We start from the raw sequence: 23,697 nt of genomic DNA on the forward strand, positions 1-23,697 counted from the left end.
GGTGGTCTTGCGGCAACTATAGTTTGAGGGATGGGGCAGCGCCACAACATTATGAATGACGCCGATACGGGATTCAGAGTTCGGAGGCGGATATTTATCTGCCGTCCGTCCGCCGAATCCCGCCAAGGTTTTGATCGTGCACCCTTCTCCGACGCACACGTTCCCGGGCGGGTCCCGTTACAGCCATTCCGGCCAGGCGACTCCGCAACACCCACCGGACACCCCACGCCGTTGCTACCTTCCGGTCCTGGCGGGGTTAGGGGGCCGATGTTGCGCGGGACCCGGCCATCAACATGGCCGCTCCGATCCGTTCCCGACAATGCGGCGCCTCGGTTGGGGATTCAACCCCGCTGAAGCAGATTGCGGGTCACAGGGTACTGCTAGTCCCCCGTCTAGCACGATCAAACTGTTAATGCTGTCAGCAACGGTATTCTACCGCTTTTGGCGGGGGCGTGTCGAGGCGCGCGCCGGGCATCGAACGCGGTTACGCGTGACATGAAGTTAACATTTGCGCAACCGACGCGTAACACCGCGCCACTATGATAGAGGCATCACGAGGATGGGTAAGATGGAAAGGCCCATCGATTAGTAAAGGGATTGCTCGCCCATTGCGGGCCAGGTTCTTCGAGCAAGGAGACGCCAAGTGACAAAGATTGAAGCGATTATCAGGCCCGAGCGTCTGGACGCTGTGCAGGACGCATTGGACGACGTGGGCATTCACGGGATGACGGTCATCACCGTGCGGGGGCAGGGGAAACAGCGTGGCGTGACGCACCGCTATCGGGGCGCCGAATACACGGTGAACCTCCTCGAAAAGGTGAAGATCGAAGTGGTTGTCCCGGACCCCATGGCCGACCAGATCGCCGGCGCGATCGCCGCCGCCGCCCAGACCGGGGAGATCGGCGACGGAAAGATCTTCCTCACGCGGGTGGACAACGCGATCCGCGTACGTACAGGAGAGTCAGGGGATGCGGCCCTGATATAGACCCTATCCCAACAGGCAGTGCGAGGCCCGAGTCCGGGCGAAAGGGCCATCGGGCACGGTGAGCGACCAGGCCGATGCCCCTTGCGGCCGATCGAAGCCCGCAATGTCATGGGATATGGCCTTAGGAGTTCGCGAATCCCATAGTCTCGCGGCGGCGGCGTGGCGCTGACCGCGATGAAGCCCCCTGGCGATTGTCCCCAATCCCGCCGGGGGGCTTCGCCCTGCGCCGGATACGGAATCCGCCTTTTCATACTCGCTGTTTCGGGGCGATACTAATGTAACGTCTTCGATCGCCCCCGAAACTTGAGGTACTCCGTGAGTTTGCCGGCCGAACAATCCCAACCGTCACCGCTGTCCGTCCTGGGGCAGAGGAACTTCCGCCTGTACTGGGGCGGCCAGTTGGTTTCCCTCACCGGCGGGTGGATGCAGCAGACCGCGATGGCGTGGGTCACGATGACCATCGTTCACTCGGCGATGGCGCTGGGGGTGATGAATGTCGTGGCGGCTATCCCGCCGGCGGTGCTGATGCTCCACGGTGGAGTGGCCGCGGACAAATTGGATAAGCGCCGGATCCTCATGGTCACCCAGACGCTCTTCATGGTTGTCTCCTTCGTACTGGCCTACCTGGTCTGGGCGCATCGACTGAGCTATTGGCACATCATCATCGCATCCCTGATCTCGGGAGTTGGGATGGCATTCGATCTGCCCGCGAACCAGGCTCTGGTGCCGGAACTGGTCGATCGCGAACAGATTCCGGCCGCGGTTCAGTTGAACCAGGCGATCTTCCACGGCTCACGCATGATCGGTCCCGGTTTCGCGGGCGCGATGATCCGCTTCCTCGGCGAATACAGCGCCTTTGTTGCCAACGGGATCAGCTTTCTGCCCGTGATCGGCACGCTCGCGGTCATCCGCAGCATCCGCCCGTCCGAATCGCACGTGTCCGGTTCCGCCACGGAGGCGATGCGCGAAGGGTTTGCTTACGTACGGGTGCGGCCGCAATTGTTGGCCCTGCTGGGTATGACCGCGCTGACGACGACCCTCGTATTCCCCAACTTCGCGATCCTGATGCCGTTCTACGTTAAGAACGTGCTCAAAATGGACGCGGCCGCGGTGGGCCTGGTGATGTCGGTTGGCGGCGGCGCGGCGTTCCTCTCGGCGATGTCGCTGCTCGTTGTCCCGGAGCAGAAACGGGTGACGAGGATCGGGCACGGCTTTGTGGGCATCTGTACGGCGATGATCATCCTCTGGGCCGGCCCGGCGCTGGGACAGACCGGCGTGCGACCGGGGTCGTTGAACCTGGCGATGACTTGCCTCGGGGTGGCCGTTATGTCCGCATCCGTGACGTCGGCGCTCGGCCTTGGCGCAACCATCCTGCAGCAGACGGTGCCGGACGAATTGAGGGGACGCGTGATGAGCCTGCAGAGCCTCACGTTCATCGGCATCATGCCGTTCGGAGCGCTCATGACAACCGCGCTGGTAGATGCGATGACGATGCCCAATGAGTTATTGCTGGCGGCAGGCGTGTATGGTCTCGGCGCGGCGTACCTGCTAGGCAGACTCAAGAATGCACACGCTGAAGGGGCCACGGAAGGATGATCACAGCGGAGAGGGCTTGTAGTCCCTGTTATTGAGGCTATCGTTCGATTGCGCGGGCGGGCACACATTGCCTTTTATCGTCGACGAGGCGATCGCCTGGACGGTGGTGTTAAGAAGTTGTAATATCACGGGTTGCGGTCGAGGCCATCAGGCCACCATCTCCATAATGGCGGCCGCCAGTTTGTCCGGGTCGTGGCGGACGAGGTCGGTCTCGTTCAGGAAGTCGGCCGCCATCGCGTGGCAGCCCATCCCTTCCAGGCCCTCGAAGTCGGCGCGGACGGCGTGGGCTTGCTGTTCGGCGTAGCGCTCCAGTACCTCATGACTCGGAATCCCTATGTTGACGAGCGCCATCTCGATGATCCCTTTGCCGATGTGCTGCTCGATGGCGTTCACGTGATCGGCGGCGCTGAATCCCTCGGTCTCGCCCGGTTGGGTCATCACATTGCAAACGTAAATGCGGCGGGCGGACGTCGTTCGCAGCGCATCCACGATGCCTGGGACCAGCAGGTTGGGGATGATGCTGGTAAAAACGCTCCCCGGTCCGATGATGACCGCGTCGGCCTCCGCGATAGCTTCCAGCGCTTCGTCCAGGGGCTGAACGTTCGACGGGTCGAGGGAAACCCGATGGATCGGGTTTCCGCCGGGGTGATGTCCGATGGCGCTTTCACCGCGCATCACCGTGCCATCCGCCAACTCCGCGACGAGGCCGACCTGTTCCAGCGTGGAGGGCAGCACGCGGCCGCGAATCGCCAGGACCCGGCTCGTTTCGCGAATCGCCTCATCGAAACTGCCGGTCACTGCGCCCATGGCCAGCAGCAGCAGGTTGCCGAACGAATGGCCTGCGAGCCCTTCGCCTTTGCCTTCGAAACGGTATTGGAACAGGTCGGACATCAGGCCTTCGTTGTCCGCCAGGGCGACGAGGCAGTTGCGGATATCGCCCGGCGGCAGCACGTTGTACTCTCGCATCAGGCGGCCGGACGAGCCGCCGTCATCTGCAACGGTGACGATGGCGGTGAGGTTGCTGGTGTAGCGCTTCAGGCCGCGGAGCATGGTCCCCAGGCCGGTGCCGCCGCCAATGACCACGATCCGCTGCCCGTGGGAGAGGTAGCGCTGGCGGTACACGAGCTCGCTGAGTCCCTCGGTACGATTCGGGGCAAGCACGTCGCTGATGGACCATACGATACGGAACACCGAGTACAGGACCGCCAGGATGCCCGCGATGATTAGCGCAACGCCCAGATGCGTGGAGAATGTCGACAGGTCTTGTCCGGTCTTGAGGAAGAGCCAGCGCGCCGCGTCATTGAGGTAGTCGACGACGTTCAGCCCGATGGCGAGGTAGGCGCCGACCGCCATGGAGACGATGCCGACGCCCATGAGAAAGAGCCAGCGCTTGACGCGCATGCCCGGGTACAACCATTTGAACAGCGAAATAACTCTCATCGGATAGGGGTTACGGATTGGGGGCCAGGGAGAGGATAGGGGTTCCGGGATGAGGGGTCGCCCTCAGCCCTCAGCCCTGTTCGCTCAGCCCTCTCACATCAGCCTCCATAGGCCAGTTCCCGGTGCGTTAGCGTTACCCAATAGCCCAGGCTCTTCAAGAAGTCGGTGATTCGTTCGCCGAAATAGACGCTGCGATGCTGCCCGCCCGTGCAGCCGATGCCGACCGTGAGGTAGGCCTTGCCTTCGTCACGGTAGCACGGCACGGCGAACGCCAGGAGATCCTCGATATGCTTCAGAAACGTCTCGGCGCGCGGATCCTCGTCGATGTAGTCGCGGACCGCCTGGTCCAGGCCGCTCATGCTGCGGAGGGCCGGCTCCCAGTGAGGGTTTCGCAGGAATCGGAGGTCGAACACCAGGTCGGCGTCAATGGGCAGGCCGTACTTGAAGCCGAAGGAGACAACGGTGATCTGGAGACCGCCCGGGCGGTTTTCGGTGGCGTAGCGGGCGCGGAGGTCCGCGGCCAGGTCCCGTGTGGTGAGCCGCGAGGTGTCGATCACGCGGTCGGCGACATCCCGCACGGGAGCGAGTTTCGTGCGCTCCAGGGTGATGCTGGCCGCAACAGAGCCCGCCTTTTCGAACAGCGGGTGTTTGCGCCGGGTCTCCTTGAATCGCTTGATTAGGGCGTCTTCCGTGGCGTCGAAGTAGATGACCTCGATCTGGAATCCGGCCGCGCGCGCCTCGGCGATTGCTTCGGGAAACGTGTCAAAGAAATGCCCGGCGCGCAAGTCCATCACGACCGCCATGTGCTCGATGTCACCCTGCGCCTGGCAGCGGCGCGCAAGATCGGTGAGCAATGCGGGGGGGAGGTTATCCACCCCGAAATAGCCCAGGTCCTCGAGTGTCCGCAGGGCCGCCGTGCGCCCCGCTCCGCTGATACCGGTGAGGATGACCAGGCGCACGTCAGTCCTCGTCCTTTTTGCCCTTGTCGGCGTCGTGAACGAGGGCGGTCGCTACGGCGCTGATGATGCCCATGACCACGGATCCGAAGAGTCCCGCGCCGAACGTGTCGACGCGGAAGCCGTAGCCGAGCTGGTTAACCACCGCGGCCGCGAGCATGAACATCAGGGCGTTGATGACGAAGGAAAACAGTCCCAGTGTAAGGCAGTTGAGCGGCGTCGTCAGGAATTTGAGCAGCAAACCGATGGTCGCGTTGACCACCGTGAGGACCAGCACCATGACGACCGTCGCGAATATGGCATTCGCCGGCTGGGCGCCGGCCTTGAAGCCGAGCCCCTCGATGCCCATCTTCTGTCCCAGCAGAACGGTGAGCCAGAGCGCCAAAGCATTCATGACCAACCGAGTGATGAAACCCATGATTCGTCCTTCCTTCAGCGTGGTGGCAATTTGAGATTCAGTATATATCAAATCGGTTCTTGACACCGAGATAGTGAGCCCGGGCTTCCGTGTCCGGCCGCAACCGCGCATAATGAAGAAGCACTTTCAGGGGGAGAATGCGCCGATGAGCATCTGGGCGCCGGTGCGGACAAGCGCTCCGGGACGCGGCGGGATTGCAGGCAACCCGTCGGATATGTACGGTGGCAGCATGTTGAGCTGCGCCACAAAGGCGCGCGCCGAATGCGCCATCTCGCCGGCAAACGCGCTGGCCCTGAGTGTTGGCGGAGAGGCCGCCGTCATCGCGAACGGAGACGACCTGGCGATGCACGGCGACAGACTGGACGTCGCCCGCGCGGCCCTGGCCGCTTTCGGGATCGATCCATTGCGAGACCATTTTGATCTGGAGGCGTCCACTGCCATCCCCATGCAGGCCGGCCTTGCCGGGTCAACGGCCCTCGTCTGCGCCATCGTCGCGGCGCTTCAGGCCTCCAGTGGGAGCATGCAGCACGCCCACCACCTCGTGGAGACGGTGCGCGACGTGGAGATGAACCACCTGGGCGTCCTCTGCGGATTCCAGGACGCCACCATGACGGTATTCGGCGGCCTTCGCTTCATCGATGTGCGCAACCGCGAGCAATTGAGGCAGGGCGTTGACGAGCCGTACGTGGTGGCGGAACGCCTCACTGCGCCCGCGTTTCCGTTCATCCTCGCACACACCGGCGTCAAACATCACTCCGGTACCGTGCATACGAGCCTCCGCGACCGCTGGCTTGAAGGGGAGCCTGCCGTCGTGGCCGGCTACGCCCGTATCCAGCGCATCGCGCAGATGGGCAAGCGCGCATTGCTCGACGCGGATTGGGAGCGCCTCGCCGCGCTGATGGCCGAAAACCACGCCATCCAGCGTGACCTGGGCGGATCGGGCGATTCCAACGAACGCCTGATACGCGCCGCATTGGACGCGGGCGCCCTGGCGGCCAAACTCGCCGGCGCCGGCGGAGGCGGCACGATCATCGCGCTGACCCACGAGCCGGAGCGGATCGGGAAGGCGCTGATGGACGCTGGCGCGGACACCCTGATTGAACTGGATCCAGAGGCCGCGGGCCTCGTTGTCGAACACCAGGAGAACCAAGCATGAATCATCCCAGGATTGCCTGCCTGGCATTAGTTTCGTTGTGTGCCGTTCCAGCGATTGCTCAGACCGCCGGCGGACCAAAGCCCACGCCGGCCGGCAGCAAGGACTGGCCGGGCAAAGGGTATGCCGGCGCCTACCCGCTTTGGGTGGAGCGCCGTGCGGCATTCTGGAAAGACCGCGAGAAGGATCAGGGCGCCGTCGTATTCTTCGGCGACAGCATCACCCAGGGCTGGCGGACGGTTGACAAGGCATTCCCGACGCTCAAAGTCGCCAACCGCGGAATCAGCAGCGATACCAGCAAAGGCCTGCTCTGGCGCCTTCAGGAAGACGTGCTGGACCTCCACCCGCGCGCCGTGGTTATGCTGATCGGCATCAACGACATCGCCGGAGGCGTAAGCCCGTCGGACGTCGCCTGGAATATCCGGGCGATGGTGGATCGGATGCGCGCGGCCAACCCGAAAATGCCGGTCATCCTGTGCAAAGTGATGCCGTGGAAAGAGGTGCCGGGCAAATCGCCGTCGCGAGTGATGCAGACGAACGCGCTCATCGAGAGCATCGCCATCGGAAGGCCACAGGTCGCGGTGTGCGACACCTTCTCGCCGTTCGCCACGTCGGAAGGCGTCTGTCGCAAAGAGGAATTCCCCGACCTGCTGCACCCCAACGAAGCCGGCCACGTGAAGTGGACTGCCGCGCTCACGCCGGTCATGAAGAAGATGGGGATTCTGTGAATACAGAATGCAGAGTGATGAATGATGATTTCCGATATTCATCATTCATCACTCTGCATTCTGCATTTCCGTTACACGTCTATCTGGGCCTTCTGAACGGTGCCGCTGTAGTCCACGTACACGGTCTTCCACTCGCTGAAGACGTCCAACACCTGCTCGCCGCCTTCGCGGTGGCCGTTGCCTGTGGCGCGGGTGCCGCCGAACGGGAACTGGATCTCGGCGCCGATGGTCGCGGCATTCATGTAGAAGATGCCGGTGTAGACATCGCGGGCCGCGCGGAACGCGTTGTTGACGTTGGAGGTAAAGATGCTGGCGCTGAGCCCGAACTGGGTGTTGTTCGCGGCATCGATCGCTTCATCCAGGCTTCCGACCGGTATGATTACGGTCACCGGCCCGAAGATCTCTTCCTGGGCGATCCGCATGCCCGGCTTCACATCGCCGAACAGTGTCGGCTGCACGAAATTGCCGTCCGCCAGCGCGCCGCCGGACGCCATTCCGCCGCCGCAGAGCAGGGTTGCGCCCTCGGCCTTCCCGATCTCGATGTAGGAGACGATCTTCTTCGCCGCGGCCGCGTTGATCACGGGTCCAACGTCGGTCGTCGCGAGGAGTCCGTCGCCGAGGCGCAGCGCTTTCGCGCGTTCGGTCATCTTTTTCGTGAACTCGGCCACGACGGCCTTGTGGACGATGATGCGCGAGCTCGCGGTGCAGCGCTGGCCGCTGGTGCCGAAGGCGCCCCATATGCAGCCATCGACGGCGAGGTCGAGGTCGGCATCATCCATGACGATGATCGCGTTCTTGCCGCCCATTTCCAGGCTCACGCGCTTGAAAGTGGGAGCGCAGCCGGAGCTGATGTCGCGGCCGACATCGCTGCTGCCCGTGAAGGAGACGAGATCCACATCGGGGTGGCTCACCAGCGCCGCGCCGCACACGGAGCCGGGGCCGTGAACCAGGTTCAATGCCCCGCCGGGTATGCCGGCGTGCACCAGGATTTCCACAAGGCGCGTCGCGAGCAGCGGCGTGTCCGACGCCGGCTTGAAAACGACCGCGTTGCCCATCACGAGGGACGGCGCGAGCTTCCACACCGGGATGGCCGAAGGGAAGTTCCACGGGGTGATGAGGCCGCATACGCCGATGGGCTGGCGCTCGCACCAGGCCTGCTTGTTGGGAAGCTCGCACGGGGCGGAGTAGCCGTGGGCCCGACGGCCTTCTCCAGCGATGAAGTACATCATATCGATGGCTTCCTGAACGTCGCCGCGGGCTTCGCTGATGACCTTGCCCATCTCCCGCGTCATTTCCTGCGCCAGTTCCTCTTTGCGGCGGACCATTTCCTCCGCGGCCTTGAAGAGAAACTCCGCGCGTCTCGGCGCCGGAACGAGCCGCCACGTCTTATACGCGGCGCGTGCGGACGCCACCGCGGCGTCGATCTCGGCCTTCCCGGACTTCGGGAACTCGCCAATCACATCGCCACGGTTCGCCGGGTTGAGATCCTGGAACGTTTCGCCGCTCTGCGCGGGCACCCACTCCCCATTTATGTAGTTCTTGAACTGCTTCATGCACGTTACCTCCAACATATATGTTGGGACACCGCGGGGGGTGGGGGCAACTTGCTTTGATGGCGGATGGGCGCGACCGACGACCTGTCTCGGTCGGAATCGTCACTCTTCGTCGTTGTCCGAGAGTGCCTTTGCCGCCCACAGTAACCCGGCCGCGGCGCCGACCGCTGCCAGCGTGTAGATGATCGGCTCCCGGTTGGCCCGCGCGTTACGATAGGTTGCCAGCGCCTTCCGTGTTGCCGGCCGCCCGGCGCGCGCTTCGAGCCAGCGTCGAGCAACGTTCTGGGAGGTGATGCTGAGCGTGGGGTAGACGTGCGGCAGATCGGCGATCGCCCTCACCGAAAGCCCCTGGCGCATCGCGAGGGCCCATTCATGGATCATTTCCCCGGCGTTTGCGCCCAGGATATGGACGCCCAGGATGCGTCCGCGCCGACCGTCGGCGATGACCTTGATGAGTCCGGTCGTCTGATCCGTCGCGATGGCCCCGGCGTTTCGGGAGAATGGCTCGCGCAGGACGTCGATCTCCAGTCCCATGTCGCGGGCCTCTTCTTCGGTGAGGCCAAGATGGGCCAGTTGGGGCGTAGTGAATGTGGCCCAGCTGGTGGTGTCCGCCTCGGGCCCCGCGTCCATCGGCAGGAAGATGTTTCGTGCTACCCGGCGGGCCTGCTGTACGGCCAGATGGGCATATTGCAGGCTGCCACGCACGTCCCCGCAGGCCCAGACGTGCGGCCCGGTCGTGTGCAGGCGGGCGTCGGTCTTGACGCAGCGTGCCGAAACCTCGACGCCGGCTGCCCCGAGGTTAAGCCCATCCACGTTCGGCACCCTTCCGCCGGCCAGCAGGATCGTTTCGCAGCACGCTTCCGATGGGCCTCCAAATCCTCGCGTCAGCAGGGTATGGCATTTCTCGCCTGGCTGAACGGCCTCCAGGCAAGCGTCGAGGCGGATGTCCACGCCCTCGCCGCGGAGCGTCTCCACCAGCCACGATGTGAGTTCGATGTCATCGTGCTCAAGGATGCGGTCTCCCTCCTCCAGGAGGATGACCCGGGTTCCGAGGCGCGCGAACGCCTGGGCGAGCTCGACGCCCACCTGGCCGGCCCCGATGATCGCGAGCGAATCCGGCGCCCTCTCGAGTTCGAAAATGCTGGATGTGGTGCGGTAACCTGCCTCCTCGAGGCCGGGCACGTCCGGGAGGGCGGGAGACGAGCCGGTGCAGAGGATGAAATCCTGAGCGGAGATCGAAACGCCATCCAACTGGATGGTGTCCTCAGCGACGAACCGGGCATTGCCGATGCTCACTTCCACGCCGGCGTGCTGGAGCTGCTTTTCGGTGTCGTCGGACTCGCGAACCTGGTTCTGGACCTTGCGAACGTAGTCGAATGCCGAGGCGGAGGCGTCCGCCTGCACCGGACGGCCGGAAGAGATATCGCTGCCGGTCGCGATCGTGCGGGCGATCGTCGCGGCGTGGATCAATGCGGCGCTCGAGGGCGCTCCCCCGATATTACGTCGCCCTGACATCGGGCTTCGCTCGATAAGAAGCGTTCTCAACCCGTAGCCGGCCGATCTCAGCGAGGCCTCCACACCGGCCGGTCCGCCGCCAATCACCACCACGTCATAGTCGTGTCGTTGCCTGGACATCTCCGTCTCCCTCCCTGGTAGCGCTGCACGGCCGCCTGGGCGGCCCCAATCACAATATCGGCACCACCAGTCAACGATTATACGTCTTCACGCCAAATCCGACACAATTGGGAGGTACCCACACTGTAATCGGGGCCTGACGGGCGGGCTCTCGCGGAACGCTTCGGTGAATACGGCGGTTACGAACGCGGGTATTGTGGCGCTGAAACGGGCCACAAAGAGGATACAATGTGTATCATCACCTCATCCCATCGTCTCGATTTCATGGCTATCAACGAACAATACTCACCGACGCCGCAGGTTCTCCAGGAAACGCTTACGCGCGTCTTCGGCTTTTCCAGCTTTCGGCCGGGCCAGGCGGAGGTCGTAGAGGCCGGGTTGGCCGGCGGTCGCGTTCTCGGGGTGATGCCAACCGGCGGAGGGAAGTCCCTGTGCTATCAGATCGCGAGTGTGCTCCGTCCAGGCGGCACGCTGGTCATTTCTCCTCTCATCGCCCTGATGAAGGATCAGGTTGACTCCCTGCAACGCGATACCGGCCTCAGAGTCGCCCTCCTGAATAGCTCCGTGAGCCGGGCGGCGCAATCCGCCGCCCTGGACGACTGGGTCGGCGGGCGCCTGGATCTCCTTTACACCGCGCCGGAGCGTTTCCGCAACAAGCGATTCCTGGACGCCCTGACAGATCGGCGCCCACAAGTCATCGCCATCGACGAGGCGCACTGTGTGAGCCAGTGGGGCCACGATTTCCGGCCGGACTACCTGTTCCTGAAGACCGCGATCCAGCGCCTGTCCGTGCCGGTCGTCATGGCGTTGACCGCCACCGCCACCCGCGAAGTCCGGCAGGATGTGCTGGCCCAGCTGGGTATCGAGGGCGCTCGCACGATCATCACGGGTTTCGACCGACCGAACTTGCGCCTGGAAGTCTTGCGGCTGGCAACTGAACGCGCGAAACGCGACAGCCTGCGGCGCCTGTTGGCCGGCCTGCAGGGCAGCGGAATCGTCTACTGCGGCACCCGGAAAGAATCGGCGGCGACCGCCGAACTCATCCGATCCTTCGGGCGCACCGCGGAAATGTACCACGGTGAAATGGACGCCGCGGATCGCTCCGCCGTACAGACGCGCTTTATGGCCGGCCGGACCGAGATCGTCTGCGCAACAAACGCGTTCGGCCTCGGGGTCAATAAGGCCGACATCCGGTTCGTCATCCATACGGCGCTTCCAGGCACACTCGAAGCGCTTTACCAGGAGATGGGACGCGCCGGGCGCGATGGCGAACACGCGGACTGCGTTCTGCTGTTCGCGCCGTCCGATCTGACTCTGCAGCGGTTCCTCATCCAGGCCTCAACGCCGACGAAGACCAATCTGGACGACCTCCATGCTTACCTGACTTCGCTGGGGGCTGAGGCGCGGTTTTCCTGGGCCGATTCCGCTCAGCGGCTGGGCGTATCCCAAACGCTCCTGAGGTCCGCACTTGGGGAGTTGGAGAAGGCCGGCTTGGCGCGGCGCAAGGCGGACACCGATTCGGGAGACGTGCGCGTGGAAATGCTGTTCGGGGCAAACCCCCAGTCTGCCCTGCAGCATCGCGCTCTCGAATTGGACAAAGTGCGCGCCAACAGGCTGAGGAAATTGCAGTCCGTGGAAGCTTACGCGCGATTGACGACATGTCGCCGGGCTTGCATCCGGCGGTATTTCGGAGAGGAACAGATCCCGGACACGTGTACGAACTGCGACAATTGCCTCCATTCCCACCGCTCCGGCCGAGGCGGAACTCAGCCTTTCGCGCAACGTTCGTCCGAGGTCGCCATGACCATCCTTCAGTGTGTCGGGCGGTATAGCGGCAAGATCGGCCGGACAACGGTCGTGAGGGTGCTGGCGGGCTCGAACGACAAGAGGATCGTCGCTCTGCAGGACTGGTACGCGGAGTATCATGGCCGCCTGAAGAACATTTCCCGTGCGGCTGTGGGCGCGGCTATGGACGAACTGCTCGAAGACGGATACATCGAGGCCGGGGTGATGACCCGGAACGAGTCGGCGCTTCCCGTGGTTCAGATTACGGCGCTGGGACGCCAGGTTCTGTCCGGACAGGCGCCCGCGCCGGCCGTAGCTGTCAGCGCTCCGAGGCTTGTCGGAGGAGACCCTGCCCGTTCCCCGGTTGAAGCGTTGACTGAGGCGGATATGGCACTGTTCGAGGCGCTACGGGCCTGGCGCATCGCAAGGGCCCGGGCGCTCGAAGGGCCCGCATACACGATCGCGAGCGACGCCGTATTGCGCGGCATCGCAGCGGTGCGGCCCGCGACGGAGGAGGAACTCCTCGCCGTGCGGGGGATGGGCCCCGGCCTGATGGCGAAATGGGGCGCCGACATATTGGCGGTCGTGAGACAGGCGTCGGGCGGCGCTGCATCATTGCCGGATGCACCCGGCAGAGTATACGATGACCACATGTCCGGCGCGTGAGAGGAGAACGAAGTGGCAACTATGGTCAGCATCGTCGGTATCGGAGGGTCGCTGGACGGCTCGTCCAGCAGCCTGGCCGCGTTGAAGATCACGATGGACGCGGCCGAAGCGGCCGGCGCGAGTACGATGGTCCTTGACCTTCACGATCTGAAGCTTCCGATGTACGAGCCTTCCCTTGAGGCAACGCCGTCCGTTCAGAAGCTAGTTTCGGCCGTTCGGGACGCGGATGGACTGGTCTGGAGCAGCCCGTTGTACCACGGGACGATCAGCGGGGCATTCAAGAACGCGCTGGACTGGCTCGAACTGCTTCGACGCGATGATCCGCCGTACCTGACCGATAAGGTCATCGGTCTCATCAGCACCGCGGGCGGCGCGCAGGGGCTTCAGGCGATCAACACGATGGAGTTTATCGTGAGGTCGCTGCGAGGCTGGACGATTCCGCTCGTGGTCCCGGTGGCAAACGCATGGCAGGCGTTTGAAGCGGACGGCCGGGCGAAGGACCCGGTCGTTGAAAAGCTGCTTCGTGCGCTGGGAAGCGAGGTCGTGCGGTCAGCCGGCGTGTTTGGAGCGGGCGGCGCCACAACGGCGGACGCTCAGGCGGCGGAAGGCGTTTTGAACCCGGTGTACTCGCCCGATGCGTGAGGGCCACGCGGATCGGGATGTCAGTCCGCCTGGCTTGAAACGCGCAAGATGTGGACGGTGCGAACCCGCCGCCCCTCCATGGCTTCAACGCGAAGCGTGTAGCCGTCGGCGGTCACCTGCTGTCCCTGCTCGGGCACCGCGCCGAGGCGCCACTGGATGAAGCCGGCCACGGTCTCCGCGTCCTCCGCCTCCAGCGCGATGTCCAGATCGCGCTCCAGATCGTCAAGGGTCACCCCGCCGTCAACGAGCCACGCATCTTTGCCTGCCGCCTGCACTTCCGGATGCTCGTGCTGGTGTTCGTCCTGGATGTCGCCGACGATTTCTTCCAGAACGTCTTCCAGCGTGACGATGCCGGACGTGCCTCCCCACTCATCCAGCACGAGCGCCATGTGGATGTGGGACGACTGGAACTGTCTCAGCAGCGAGTCCAGAGCCTTGGTTTCGGGGACAACCAATATGTCGCGCCGCGCATCGCGGATGGTTGCGCCTTCCCGCCCCGCAACGGAAAGGAGGTCCTTGATGTGGACCATTCCGATCACCTGGTCCGCGTCTGGATCGCATAGCGGAAACCGGGTGTAGCCGGCGTCGTTGGCGCGTACGATGTTTTCGGCCAGCGACAGGGAGGTTGTCAGGTAGGCCATATCGACGCGCGGCACCATGATGTCTCGCGCATTCCGGTCTCCGATAATGATGGCATTTCTGGCCATTTCCGCTTCGTCGGCGCCCACGGCGCCGCGCGCTTCCGAGGACGACACGATGAGGTTGATCTCTTCGGGTGAGTGCACTTCCGCCTGCGAACGCGGGTCTATCCCGAACAGGCGCAGCGCCGAGTGCGTCATCCCCGTGAGTATCCACACCGGGACGTACATCACCCGGTAAAAGAGCGTTACGAAGGGGGCCAGAATAACGGCCACGCGTTCCGCTCGCTGGATCGAGATGTATTTGGGTACCTGCTCGCCGAATACAACCTGCAGCGCGGCCATAACCGCGATGCTGAAGAAGAGGGCGAGAGTGTGTTCGTTGTCACTGCCCAGCGGCAGTTTCCGGAAGAGAGGTTCCAGCAGCCGGCTCATCGCGGGCTCGCCCATCTTGCCGAGAAGCAAGGTGGTGACGGTGACGCCGATCTGGGTGGCGCTGAGGAAATACCCCAGGCGGCGCTGCGCTGCCAGGGCGCTGCGAGCGCCTCGCGAGCCGTCTTCAGCCAACTCCTCAAGGCGGGTGGGGCGTGCCTTGACGATGGCGTACTCGGCGGCCACAAAAAACGCGCTAAGGGTGATTAAGAGCACAATGCCCACGCCGCTCAGCGCATCGTGCAAATTAATGCCTGCCCATACTAGTGTCGCTGCGGGTTGAAGCCCGGTTGCGGACAGAACGTGTGCGTCCATAAGGGGCGGCGATATGGCCTCGCCGTGGGCGCGACGGACGACGTCCAGACCGTTCTCCTCAACGGTGAAGGGACGCTGCCCGGGTTGCGGCGCTCAAAGTTTTGCCGCATCATCAGATATTATAACACAGGGGGTAAGCGTGCGTCGTGCAATCTTCGGCGCGCCCCGTTTGGCCGCGGTGCCTGATCGGACGACTTGGGACGAGGCGTCGTCGCGGCGCATACACTGTAAGGGCGCCGGGCGCAAGCACTCCAAACGCGCTCCCTCGATCTGCTTATGAAAACATTAAACATCGCATCCGCCTTGGCCGCGCTGTCGGTCACGACCGGCGCCGCAACTGCAGCCGCGCCGATGAGCCGGGGCGCCTGGATATGGTCCCCGGGCCCTGAGAACCCCCGAAACCTGCACGCCTATTTCCGCAAGACGTTCACGCTTTCGGCGCCGCCTTCGTCCGCGATCGTCCGGGTGACGGCGGATAACCGGTACGTCCTCTACGTCAACGGACAGCGCGTCTCGCGTGGCCCTGCCCGCAGCCACACGCGCTGGATGGCATACGAAACCCTGGACATCGCGAAATACCTGACGGCGGGGACGAATGCGCTTACCGCTGTCGTTGCGCATTACGGAGAGCCCACCTTCCGCACGCAAAACGCGAGGGCAGGCTTCCTTCTGGAAGCCGATATCCGGGACGGCGCCAGGACCGTGGAGGTCCAGACCGACCAGACGTGGAAATGCCTGCCGTCGGAAGCCTGGGCTCGCGACGTGGACAAAATGAGCCTCCAACTGGCATTTCCGGACGTCTTCGACGCGCGGAAAGAGCCGGTCGGATGGCGTGAGGTGGCGTTTGACGATTCCTCGTGGAAGCCCCCAACCGTCATCGGCCCGGCTGGGACCGCTCCTTGGACCGACCTGGCGCCCTCCGGCCTGCCGCCACAGATAGAGGAGCCACTCCGCCCTGCGGCCGTCGTGGACGTTCTCGCAGTCAAAGTACCGCCTCCGGCGGCGCAGATCGATATGGCGTCGTTCTTCGACCGCAAGGGTTGGGCCGTAGCGTATGCCAGCACGTGTCTCTACGTTCCAACCGCCCGCACTGTGACCCTCGAAATGGGCTGCGATGACGCGGCCAAAGTGTGGCTGGACGGCGGCCTGGTTCTGGAGCGGATCGACGGCGGCCCGGCCGCCGCGGCGCAGGCGGTCACGGAGGTCAAGCTTAAGGCCGGCTGGCATCGCGTGATGGTGAAAGTGGTCCAGGTGGTCGGCCAGTGGAAACTGTTCTTTGGCGTTTCCGGGCCGGGGGCGAAGGGCATCGTCCTGTCATCTGAAAAGGATGCCGCAAAACCGGGTTCCTGGCGCATTTCGCCGTTATACGAATTCGATGCCGCCAAGGGACTGCGTCCGGGATACGATCACGCATTCCCGCCGGAAACGGGTGGCGTGACACCCGAATGGACGCTGACCCAGGCGCCGATCACAACCATTCGTTCGATCGCGACCATTATGCGCACCGAACCGGTGCTCGGCAACGGCACATCGCTTGTCGAAAACTCCGCAAGTCTCGCAACGGAAACCCCCGAAGCGACCTTCCAGTGCCGCGCGGGAAAGGACGGCGCGGTGCTGCTCGATATGGGTCGCGAGGTGCTGGGATATCCCCGTGTCACGATCAGGGGCGCCCAGGGAGGCGAAATTGTCGATATGGGGTATGGCGAAGGGTTGGTCGGGCCGGACGGCGCTTACGTGAGCCCCCGGAACGGTGCCAAGGGCCGGCTCAACCCGGAGTACAAAGACGTTGCCTACGCCGACCGGTTCATCTGCCGCCGCGGCGACAACACCTTCGAGCCGACCGATAAGCGCGCTTTCCGGTACTGGCAGATAGAAATCCGGAACGCCGCGAAACCGGTGACGCTCGCGGAGGCCACGGTCGGGCTGGCCACTTACCCTGTCGCCTATCGGGGCGCGTTCGAGTGCAGCGACCCGATCCTCAATCGGATATGGAACATGGGTCGATGGACGCTCCAACTGAATATGGATGACGCGTACACGGACTGTCCGTGGCGCGAGCGCGCGCAGTGGTGGGGTGACGCGCGCGTTGAATCGCTGGTGAACTATTACTGCTTTGGCGATACGGCCCTCATGCGCCGCGCGCTCGTCCAGGCGGCCCAGAGTCAGGACGCAGAGGGGATCGTTCGCGGTGTCTTCCCAACGGACTGGGATGGCGCGCGCCTGCCATCATTCTCATTGATGTGGGTCTATTCGCTCTGGGAGTACTATCTGTTCACGGGTGATTCGTCTCTGTTCGCGTCTATGACGCCGGTGATCGACCGACTGATGGGCTTTTTTCAGGCTCGGATGAGCGACGAAGGCGGACTCCTGAAAGACGTGCCATACTGGGTATTCATCGATTGGGCGCCGGGCATGGAGGTACAGCGCTTCGGTGTTTCGGGTCCGCTGAACTGCCTCTATTACCGGGCGCTGCTCGCCACGTCGGACATCGCGCGCGTCAGCGGCGACCCGGACAAGGCGTCGCGATACGCGGCAAAGGCAGCCGCCGTGAAAGCCGCCATCAACAACCTGCTGTGGGCGCCCGATGAACGCGTCTATATGGGCGCCATCGACAAGGGCAAGCGGATAGGCCCGCCGTCGCAGCATATGTCGAGCCTCGCCGTGGCGTTCGGCATCGCACCCCGGGAGCGTGCGGCGGACACGATGCGGCGCGCGGACACTGATCCTCTTTCCGTCAAAATCGGTTCGCCCTATTTCTCATCGTTCTACCTGGACGCCCTGTACGCCATGGGACGGCATTCCGATGCCTTGGCGTACATCCGGAAGAACTGGGGCGGGATGCTGGACTGGGGCGCCACGACTTTCTGGGAGAAATGGGAGCCGACAGACAGCCTTTGCCACGGCTGGTCCGCTTGTCCGACAAAGGATTTACCGGCCCAATACCTCGGCGTTCGACCGACCTCGCCCGGTTGGGCTGAATGGGAAATCGCGCCGGCCTTCTGCGACCTGCAATGGGCGAAGGGCGTCGTTCCGACCGTGAAGGGTGACATCAAGGCGTCCTGGAAGCGCCAGGAGCGCGGCGTTGCTCTCACGCTCACCGTTCCCGGCGGTACAACCGGCCGCATCGTTCTTCCGCGGAAGGAATGGGAGAGCGCCTCGTGGCGGGTAAACGGCAAGTCGCTGATTTCGTCTTCGGCCAAGCTGTCGAAGGTTGATGCGAGCTGGGTGTTAACGCTAGCCCAACCCGGTGACTATGATGTGGAAGTGACCGGCGGCCCCTCGTGACGATAGGGCTGTTGGCCGACAATATGATGGGGTCAACCCCCGATCCCTGCAAGAACTGTTTGAAAGGCATTAGATGGCACAACGTATCCGTACCGCGTCGGTCGCCCGCACCGCCGTTAGGCCGCATCCCCGCAATCCTCGTCCGGTAAACGACGCCCGCGTGGACGCGATGGTCGCTTCCTATGAATCCGATCCGTCGATCCTGGAGCGGCACCCTATCCTCGTTCAGGATGACGGAGGGATGCTGACCGTGGTCAGCGGCCACCACCGATTGATGATGGCGAATCGCCTGAAGCTGCCCGAAGTCTGGGTGGACATCTGGAGCATGAATGACGAGGAAGCCTATTTCGAACTCGTCCGCGCGAACGAACAGGAGCCGATGGACCTGCTTTCCTATGGCCTCCATTTTGTGCATATGCCGCAGAAGATGCTTCCTGGCGCCTACGCCAAGGCGATCGGACGCAGCGCCACGTTCGTGGCGGCGGCCCGCCGCGCCGCCGAGGTCTACGACAGCCTTCCGGGTGTTCTCAAGGCCCAGGTTGACGGCCAGGTGAGCGGCTGGACGCTGGCGCACGTGGGACGGGCCGATCCGTCTTCCTGGGAGGCTATCGTCGAGGAGGTTGTCGGCAATCGGCTTTCGCCGGGTCAAACGGAAGTGCTGGTGAACGAATATACCGGCGCAACGAAACGTCCCAATGCCGCGGCGCCGGACGGAGACCACGTGGACGACAACCCCTTCCTGGATGTCGCCAACGGCGCTGTCGCGCCGGCCAGCGAGGCCGAGCGCGAAGCCTTCCGCAAGGAGGCCCTCGCCGCCGCGGCGGAGCGGGACGCCGCTGAAGACGAGGGGATGTTCAAGCGGGGCGACACCGAGGCCGGGCGCCAGCCGAAAAAACTCAAGGCCGAGACCGGCGCCGACCCCCGCGAAGTGATGGGCGTGGTCATCCACATGTTCCGTGAAGTCCACGACCTCGTCTCGCGGATCAACACGAGAGACCTGGACGAAGAGCAGAAGCAGATCGCCCGCGAAATTCTCCTGGGCCTTTTGGACGCCCTCGGCTGATCCCCGATGGGGAAATGGGGAAATCTGGAAACGGGGAGATGAGGAAATGCCCGAACATTTCCCCGTTTCCTCGTTTTCCCATTTCTCCATTGTCTCATTTCCCTGGTTGACGGCGATGCGTTCGGGTCTTACCATGGACTTAACGCATTTTCGCGCGCGACTGCGCTCGCCCGGTGGTGGCGATGAAGGGATCCTGGCACAGTGATGAACTCCTCGGTTGAATGGCACGGCCTGTTGAGGCATTATCGCGACTACCTTCCGGTTACCGATAAGACTCCGATCGTGTCGTTGTATGAAGGGGCCACTCCACTGATCCCCGCGCCGGCGATCTCGCGCCGTGTCGGGCATGGCGCGCGCGTTTATCTGAAATACGAGGGACTGAACCCCACGGGTTCCTTCAAGGATCGCGGGATGACGATGGCGATCAGCCACGCGGCCGAGGAGGGCGCGAAGGCTGTTTTATGCGCGTCCACGGGGAACACCTCTGCGAGCGCGGCGGCCTACGCGGCGCGCGCCGGGATGAAGTGTGTTGTGCTGCTCGAATACCACAAGGGCGCGATCGCGATGGGGAAGCTCGCCCAGGCGCTGATGCACGGCGCGTTGATTGTGCCCGTGGAGGGTAACTTCGACGAGTCCCTCCATCTTGCGCGAATCATGGAGCGAAAGTACCCGATCACTCTGGTCAATAGCGTGAACCCGTACCGCATCGAGGGGCAGAAAACGGGCGCGTTCGAGATTGTGGACGTCCTGGGCCGCGCGCCTGACCTGCATTGCATCCCGGTCGGTAACGCCGGCAATATCACGGCGTACTGGAAGGGGTACAAGGAGTACCACGAGCGTGGGAGGTCGGATTCCCTGCCGCGGATGATGGGCTTCCAGAGCGCTGGCGCGGCCCCGATCGTGCTAGGCCACCCGGTGCGCGAACCGCAGACGATCGCCACGGCGATTAAGATCGGAAATCCCGCTTCGTGGAAACAGGCGGAAGCGGCCCGCGATGAATCAGGCGGCAGAATTGACATCGTTACCGATGAGCAGATATTGAACGCATACGGAATCCTCGCGAGGGAAGAGGGGGTGTTCTGCGAGCCCGCCAGCGCGGCGAGCGTTGCGGGCCTCCTCCAACTGGCCGAGCAGGGGTACTTCGAGACTGCGGACATTGAGAACCCCGTGATTGCGTGCGTGCTGACCGGGCACGGCCTGAAGGACCCCGACCGCGCCCTGGCGCAGGTGGCCCTTCCGGAGCCGGTCGCCGCGACTGAAGACGCCGTGGCGCGGGCCTGCGGATTCTGATGGCGAGGCTGATGGTATAATCGCTCTAGAGGTGTGACATGGCTGTGATTCAACTTGAGGTCCCGGCATCCGTTGCCGAGTGGTACCGCGAAATTGGGCCGGCTGACAAGGCCAATGATGGCGTGGACTTCCTCCTATGGTTGGAGGACCGGCAAAAGAGGCGCGAGGCCGGCACACAATTAGGCCCGATAATGGATGAGATCGGCCGGCAGGCGCAGGAGCGCGGGCTTACCCCCGATCTTCTAGAGGAAATTCTGCGTAATGAATAGACGGGTGGTCTTCGATACCAGCGTCCTGGTTCGAGCCGTCGTGACTCCCCGGTCATGGAGCCGGCGGGCTCTGGATGTGGCTCGAACAGAAGACTGGCTGTTGGCATCGGAGGCGACTCTCAACGAATTGAGCGAGGTTATGATGCGTCCGAAGTTCGATCGATTAGTCGATCTGCGGCTTCGGATTGCTTTCATTAAATTGTACGTGACGGCAGTGCAAATGGTGCCCATCCACCGCAGAGTAGCCTTCTGCCGAGATCCCAAAGACGATCTATTCCTCGAAGTCGCGATCAACGGCAGGGCTGATTGCGTCGTGACGGAGGATGATGACATGATCGACATGTGCGCCATTGAGGGGATTCCTATACTCACGCCTGCCGCATTCCTCGATCTGAATGGTCCCTGACGGTTGCTTCTCCACATGAACTTACTGCACATCGCCTCCGGCGAAGCGAACAGGGATATCTTCAACCCGATTTTCCGATCGGAAATTGCCCGCTTCGGAGAGCTGCGCATAGTTGAGGATGGCAGCTCGCTTTCCGGCGATGAACGCACCGCCTTGATACGCGGGTGCGACGTTCTGCTCACGGGTTGGGGCGCCGCGCCGGTTTCGGCCGCCGTCGCATCGGAGCCGGGGACCTTGCGATATGTCTGTCATATCACCGGCGAAATGCGCCGCACTGTTCCCATTGAGATCATCGACGCGGGCATTCCTGTCACCAATTGGGGCGATACTCCCGCGAGCGGGGTTGCGGAGGGCGCCATGGCGCTCCTGCTCGGCGCGGTGAAGGAGATTCACCTTCGCGTGAAGCACATCGAGCGCGGAGGCTGGGGCTTGGACCCCGCGACCCACGGCGGGACGCTGGAAGGGCTGAACGTGGGAATCTACGGTTTCGGGGCCATCGGCCGCCGGTTCGTGGACCTTCTGCGCCCTTTCGGTTCGACCATCCGGATATTCGATCCGTTCGCCGCGGGCCTCCCCGATGACTGTCTGCGCGTCTCCTCGCTGGAGGAGTTGTTCGATACGAGCGAGGCCATCGTCATTCACGCCGCACTTTGCGATGCAACCGCCGGGAGCGTGACCGCGGGCCTGTTGGCAAAGCTTCCTGATCACGGCGTTGTGGTCAACACCGCGCGCGGCGGCATCATCGATCAGGATGCGCTGTTCGCGGAACTCGAGTCAGGCCGCCTTCGCGCAGGGCTGGACGTCCTGGACCCGGACAGCCTGCCCGAAGACCACCCGGCCCGAGGTTGGGAGAACCTGATCCTGACCGGGCACCACATCGAGAACCCGTGGCCCTTGGATGGGCGCCCCGCGACCGCGCTGACACCAATGCAAAGGGTATGTGTCGAAAATCTGAGGCGTTTCGAGGCCGGCGAACCGCTCAAGTTCACGATGGATCGGACGCGATACCTCCTCAGCACGTAGTCCGAACTGGGAAACCACAAAGGCACGAAGGCACAAAGATCGGTCCTTTGTGCCTTCGTGCCTTTGTGGTTTCCCAGTGCTGAGTACTCTACAGAACTCCGAAGTACTCGTTCTTCTCCCAGTCGGTCACCGTGGCGCGGAAGCGATCCCACTCAAGCTTCTTGTTCTTGATAAGCTTGTTGAAGCAGTGGTCGCCCAGTGCCTTTTTGAGGAGTTCGCTGCCTTCAGCGGCGGCGATCGCGAGATCCAGGTCGCCGGGAAGAGTGGCGATGCCCTGCTCGATTCTCTCTTCGTCCGTGAGGCGGTAAAGGTTGCCGCTGCTCATCGGCGGGCACTCGTAGCCCTTTTCGATTCCATCAAGGCCGGCGGCCAGCATCGCGGCGAACGCGAGGTACGGGTTGCAGGCAGGATCCGGGCTGCGCAGTTCGATGCGCGTTGCGTTTTCCCTGCCGGGCTTGTATCCGGGGATGCGGATTAGGTCGCTGCGGTTCTTAACGGCCCAACTCACGTAAACCGGGGCTTCATAACCGGGGACGAGGCGCTTGTACGAGTTTACCCACTGGTTCATCACGAGGGTGATCTCGGGGATGTGCTTCATCAAGCCGGCGATGTACTGCCGCGCAATCTTGGAAAGGTGGACTTCATCCTTGGCATCGAAGAACGCGTTGCGATCGCCCTTGAACAGGCTTTGGTGAACGTGCATGCCGCTGCCGTTCTGTCCGCCAACGGGCTTGGGCATGAACGTGGCGTGAACGTTGTTCGCCAGCGCAACTTCCTTAACCACCAGCCGGTAGGTCATGGCGTTGTCCGCCATCGTCAGGGCGTCCGTGTAGCGGAGGTCGATCTCGTGCTGGCTGTGGGCGACTTCATGGTGGCTGTACTCTACGCCGATACCCATCTCTTCCAGGGCCATCACGGTGTCGCGGCGCAGGTCGTGGGCAACGTCAACGGCCGTCTGGTCAAAGTAGCCGCCCTCATCGAGCGGCGTGGGGTCATTGGCGCCCTTGAAGTAGAAGTACTCCAATTCCGGTCCCACGTAAAAAGTGAAGCCCAGGTCCGCGGCGCGCTTAAGCTGGCGGCGCAGGATGTAGCGCGGATCGCCTTCGTACGGGGTGCCATCGGCCGCGTTCTTGATATCGCAGAACATGCGGGCCGTGGGAACGTCTCCGAAGGGGATCAGGCAGAAGGTCGATGGGTCCGGCATAGCGATCATATCGGATTCGTCGATTCGGGCAAAGCCTTCGATCGAGGAACCGTCGAAGCCCATGCCTTCTTCCATCGCGTTCGCAAGTTCATCGCGGGTAATGGCCACAGACTTCAGGAAGCCCAGAATGTCCGTGAACCACAGCCTGATGAAACGGATGTCCAGGTCCTTTGCCTGGCGCAGCACGTATTCGGTGTCTTTGGTGCTCATCAAAA

The 23,697-nt window shown here is 63.2% G+C and carries 19 protein-coding genes and 1 other RNA gene; 12 read left to right on the top strand and 8 right to left on the bottom strand.

Annotated features, from left to right (window positions below):
• Positions 1–134 precede the first annotated feature (134 nt).
• An RNA gene (gene ffs, locus VGM51_07410) (signal recognition particle sRNA large type) lies at positions 135–401 on the bottom strand.
• A gap of 242 nt (positions 402–643) precedes the next feature.
• Between ffs and VGM51_07415 the strand changes: the two genes are divergently transcribed.
• Positions 644–985, top strand: coding sequence for a P-II family nitrogen regulator (locus tag VGM51_07415; GenBank protein ID HEY3412870.1), 342 nt, complete (start codon positions 644–646; stop codon positions 983–985).
• A 315-nt stretch (positions 986–1,300) separates the two neighbouring features.
• Positions 1,301–2,581: an MFS transporter gene (locus VGM51_07420; protein HEY3412871.1), complete on the top strand. Its 1,281-nt coding sequence runs from the start codon at positions 1,301–1,303 to the stop codon at positions 2,579–2,581.
• Between the two features lie 147 nt (positions 2,582–2,728).
• Here VGM51_07420 and VGM51_07425 read toward each other — a convergent pair whose 3' ends face one another.
• From VGM51_07425 to VGM51_07435, 3 genes are all read right to left on the bottom strand, one after another.
• Positions 2,729–4,021 carry a YvcK family protein gene (locus VGM51_07425; GenBank protein HEY3412872.1) on the bottom strand — a complete coding sequence of 431 codons (1,293 nt, stop codon included), beginning with the start codon at positions 4,019–4,021 and terminating at the stop codon, positions 2,729–2,731.
• Between the two features lie 98 nt (positions 4,022–4,119).
• The gene (gene rapZ / locus VGM51_07430; GenBank protein ID HEY3412873.1) at positions 4,120–4,980 is read right to left on the bottom strand and encodes an RNase adapter RapZ; all 861 of its coding nucleotides are present in this window, start codon (positions 4,978–4,980) and stop codon (positions 4,120–4,122) included.
• Position 4,981: 1 nt separating this feature from the next.
• Positions 4,982–5,395, bottom strand: a complete 414-nt coding sequence (locus VGM51_07435) for a phage holin family protein (GenBank protein ID HEY3412874.1) — start codon at positions 5,393–5,395, stop codon at positions 4,982–4,984.
• A gap of 112 nt (positions 5,396–5,507) precedes the next feature.
• On the opposite strand from VGM51_07435, the gene VGM51_07440 reads away from it, so the two are divergent.
• Both VGM51_07440 and VGM51_07445 read left to right on the top strand, forming a co-directional pair.
• Positions 5,508–6,551 carry a hypothetical protein gene (locus tag VGM51_07440; protein HEY3412875.1) on the top strand — a complete coding sequence of 348 codons (1,044 nt, stop codon included), beginning with the start codon at positions 5,508–5,510 and terminating at the stop codon, positions 6,549–6,551.
• Positions 6,548–7,276: a GDSL-type esterase/lipase family protein gene (locus VGM51_07445; protein HEY3412876.1), complete on the top strand. Its 729-nt coding sequence runs from the start codon at positions 6,548–6,550 to the stop codon at positions 7,274–7,276. The genes VGM51_07440 and VGM51_07445 overlap by 4 nt, the downstream gene beginning before the upstream one ends.
• Before the next feature lie 71 nt (positions 7,277–7,347).
• On the opposite strand, the gene VGM51_07450 is transcribed toward VGM51_07445, so the two are convergent.
• Both VGM51_07450 and VGM51_07455 read right to left on the bottom strand, forming a co-directional pair.
• Complete coding sequence (locus VGM51_07450) at positions 7,348–8,829, bottom strand: aldehyde dehydrogenase family protein (protein HEY3412877.1); 1,482 nt, start codon at positions 8,827–8,829, stop codon at positions 7,348–7,350.
• 102 nt (positions 8,830–8,931) lie between these two features.
• Positions 8,932–10,464, bottom strand: coding sequence for an NAD(P)/FAD-dependent oxidoreductase (locus tag VGM51_07455; GenBank protein HEY3412878.1), 1,533 nt, complete (start codon positions 10,462–10,464; stop codon positions 8,932–8,934).
• 228 nt (positions 10,465–10,692) lie between these two features.
• Between VGM51_07455 and VGM51_07460 the strand changes: the two genes are divergently transcribed.
• Both VGM51_07460 and VGM51_07465 read left to right on the top strand, forming a co-directional pair.
• Positions 10,693–12,915: an ATP-dependent DNA helicase RecQ gene (locus VGM51_07460; GenBank protein HEY3412879.1), complete on the top strand. Its 2,223-nt coding sequence runs from the start codon at positions 10,693–10,695 to the stop codon at positions 12,913–12,915.
• 21 nt (positions 12,916–12,936) lie between these two features.
• Positions 12,937–13,557 carry an NADPH-dependent FMN reductase gene (locus VGM51_07465; GenBank protein ID HEY3412880.1) on the top strand — a complete coding sequence of 207 codons (621 nt, stop codon included), beginning with the start codon at positions 12,937–12,939 and terminating at the stop codon, positions 13,555–13,557.
• Between the two features lie 20 nt (positions 13,558–13,577).
• Here VGM51_07465 and VGM51_07470 read toward each other — a convergent pair whose 3' ends face one another.
• On the bottom strand, positions 13,578–14,942 hold the full coding sequence (locus VGM51_07470; GenBank protein ID HEY3412881.1) for a hemolysin family protein: 1,365 nt from the start codon (positions 14,940–14,942) through the stop codon (positions 13,578–13,580).
• A gap of 276 nt (positions 14,943–15,218) precedes the next feature.
• Between VGM51_07470 and VGM51_07475 the strand changes: the two genes are divergently transcribed.
• From VGM51_07475 to VGM51_07500, 6 genes are all read left to right on the top strand, one after another.
• Positions 15,219–18,227, top strand: coding sequence for a family 78 glycoside hydrolase catalytic domain (locus VGM51_07475; protein HEY3412882.1), 3,009 nt, complete (start codon positions 15,219–15,221; stop codon positions 18,225–18,227).
• Between the two features lie 73 nt (positions 18,228–18,300).
• Positions 18,301–19,290 carry a ParB/RepB/Spo0J family partition protein gene (locus VGM51_07480; GenBank protein ID HEY3412883.1) on the top strand — a complete coding sequence of 330 codons (990 nt, stop codon included), beginning with the start codon at positions 18,301–18,303 and terminating at the stop codon, positions 19,288–19,290.
• Between the two features lie 204 nt (positions 19,291–19,494).
• Positions 19,495–20,580, top strand: a complete 1,086-nt coding sequence (thrC, locus tag VGM51_07485) for a threonine synthase (protein HEY3412884.1) — start codon at positions 19,495–19,497, stop codon at positions 20,578–20,580.
• A gap of 38 nt (positions 20,581–20,618) precedes the next feature.
• The gene (locus tag VGM51_07490) at positions 20,619–20,849 is read left to right on the top strand and encodes a hypothetical protein (GenBank protein HEY3412885.1); all 231 of its coding nucleotides are present in this window, start codon (positions 20,619–20,621) and stop codon (positions 20,847–20,849) included.
• A complete protein-coding gene (locus VGM51_07495; protein ID HEY3412886.1) occupies positions 20,842–21,255 on the top strand; it encodes a putative toxin-antitoxin system toxin component, PIN family in 414 nt (137 codons plus the stop codon). The genes VGM51_07490 and VGM51_07495 overlap by 8 nt, the downstream gene beginning before the upstream one ends.
• 15 nt (positions 21,256–21,270) lie before the next feature.
• On the top strand, positions 21,271–22,278 hold the full coding sequence (locus tag VGM51_07500; protein ID HEY3412887.1) for an NAD(P)-dependent oxidoreductase: 1,008 nt from the start codon (positions 21,271–21,273) through the stop codon (positions 22,276–22,278).
• A gap of 88 nt (positions 22,279–22,366) precedes the next feature.
• Here VGM51_07500 and VGM51_07505 read toward each other — a convergent pair whose 3' ends face one another.
• Positions 22,367–23,692, bottom strand: coding sequence for a glutamine synthetase family protein (locus VGM51_07505; protein ID HEY3412888.1), 1,326 nt, complete (start codon positions 23,690–23,692; stop codon positions 22,367–22,369).
• Between the last annotated feature and the right edge of the window lie 5 nt (positions 23,693–23,697).

Source organism: Armatimonadota bacterium, assembly GCA_036504095.1.
Taxonomy (GTDB): domain Bacteria; phylum Armatimonadota; class DTGP01; order JAKQQT01; family JAKQQT01; genus DASXUL01.

What these genes read in the sequence shown, in the direction of transcription:
- VGM51_07455 (HEY3412878.1), bottom strand. Translation starts at nt 10,464, where the DNA reads ATGTCCAGGCAACGACACGACTATGACGTGGTGGTGATTGGCGGCGGA.
- VGM51_07425 (HEY3412872.1), bottom strand. Translation starts at nt 4,021, where the DNA reads ATGAGAGTTATTTCGCTGTTCAAATGGTTGTACCCGGGCATGCGCGTC.
- VGM51_07465 (HEY3412880.1), top strand. Translation starts at nt 12,937, where the DNA reads ATGGTCAGCATCGTCGGTATCGGAGGGTCGCTGGACGGCTCGTCCAGC.
- VGM51_07505 (HEY3412888.1), bottom strand. Translation starts at nt 23,692, where the DNA reads ATGAGCACCAAAGACACCGAATACGTGCTGCGCCAGGCAAAGGACCTG.
- VGM51_07460 (HEY3412879.1), top strand. Translation starts at nt 10,693, where the DNA reads ATGTGTATCATCACCTCATCCCATCGTCTCGATTTCATGGCTATCAAC.
- VGM51_07450 (HEY3412877.1), bottom strand. Translation starts at nt 8,829, where the DNA reads ATGAAGCAGTTCAAGAACTACATAAATGGGGAGTGGGTGCCCGCGCAG.
- VGM51_07470 (HEY3412881.1), bottom strand. Translation starts at nt 14,942, where the DNA reads ATGGACGCACACGTTCTGTCCGCAACCGGGCTTCAACCCGCAGCGACA.
- VGM51_07445 (HEY3412876.1), top strand. Translation starts at nt 6,548, where the DNA reads ATGAATCATCCCAGGATTGCCTGCCTGGCATTAGTTTCGTTGTGTGCC.
- VGM51_07440 (HEY3412875.1), top strand. Translation starts at nt 5,508, where the DNA reads ATGAAGAAGCACTTTCAGGGGGAGAATGCGCCGATGAGCATCTGGGCG.
- VGM51_07495 (HEY3412886.1), top strand. Translation starts at nt 20,842, where the DNA reads ATGAATAGACGGGTGGTCTTCGATACCAGCGTCCTGGTTCGAGCCGTC.
- VGM51_07475 (HEY3412882.1), top strand. Translation starts at nt 15,219, where the DNA reads ATGAAAACATTAAACATCGCATCCGCCTTGGCCGCGCTGTCGGTCACG.
- VGM51_07435 (HEY3412874.1), bottom strand. Translation starts at nt 5,395, where the DNA reads ATGGGTTTCATCACTCGGTTGGTCATGAATGCTTTGGCGCTCTGGCTC.
- thrC (HEY3412884.1), top strand. Translation starts at nt 19,495, where the DNA reads ATGAACTCCTCGGTTGAATGGCACGGCCTGTTGAGGCATTATCGCGAC.
- VGM51_07500 (HEY3412887.1), top strand. Translation starts at nt 21,271, where the DNA reads ATGAACTTACTGCACATCGCCTCCGGCGAAGCGAACAGGGATATCTTC.
- VGM51_07490 (HEY3412885.1), top strand. Translation starts at nt 20,619, where the DNA reads ATGGCTGTGATTCAACTTGAGGTCCCGGCATCCGTTGCCGAGTGGTAC.
- VGM51_07480 (HEY3412883.1), top strand. Translation starts at nt 18,301, where the DNA reads ATGGCACAACGTATCCGTACCGCGTCGGTCGCCCGCACCGCCGTTAGG.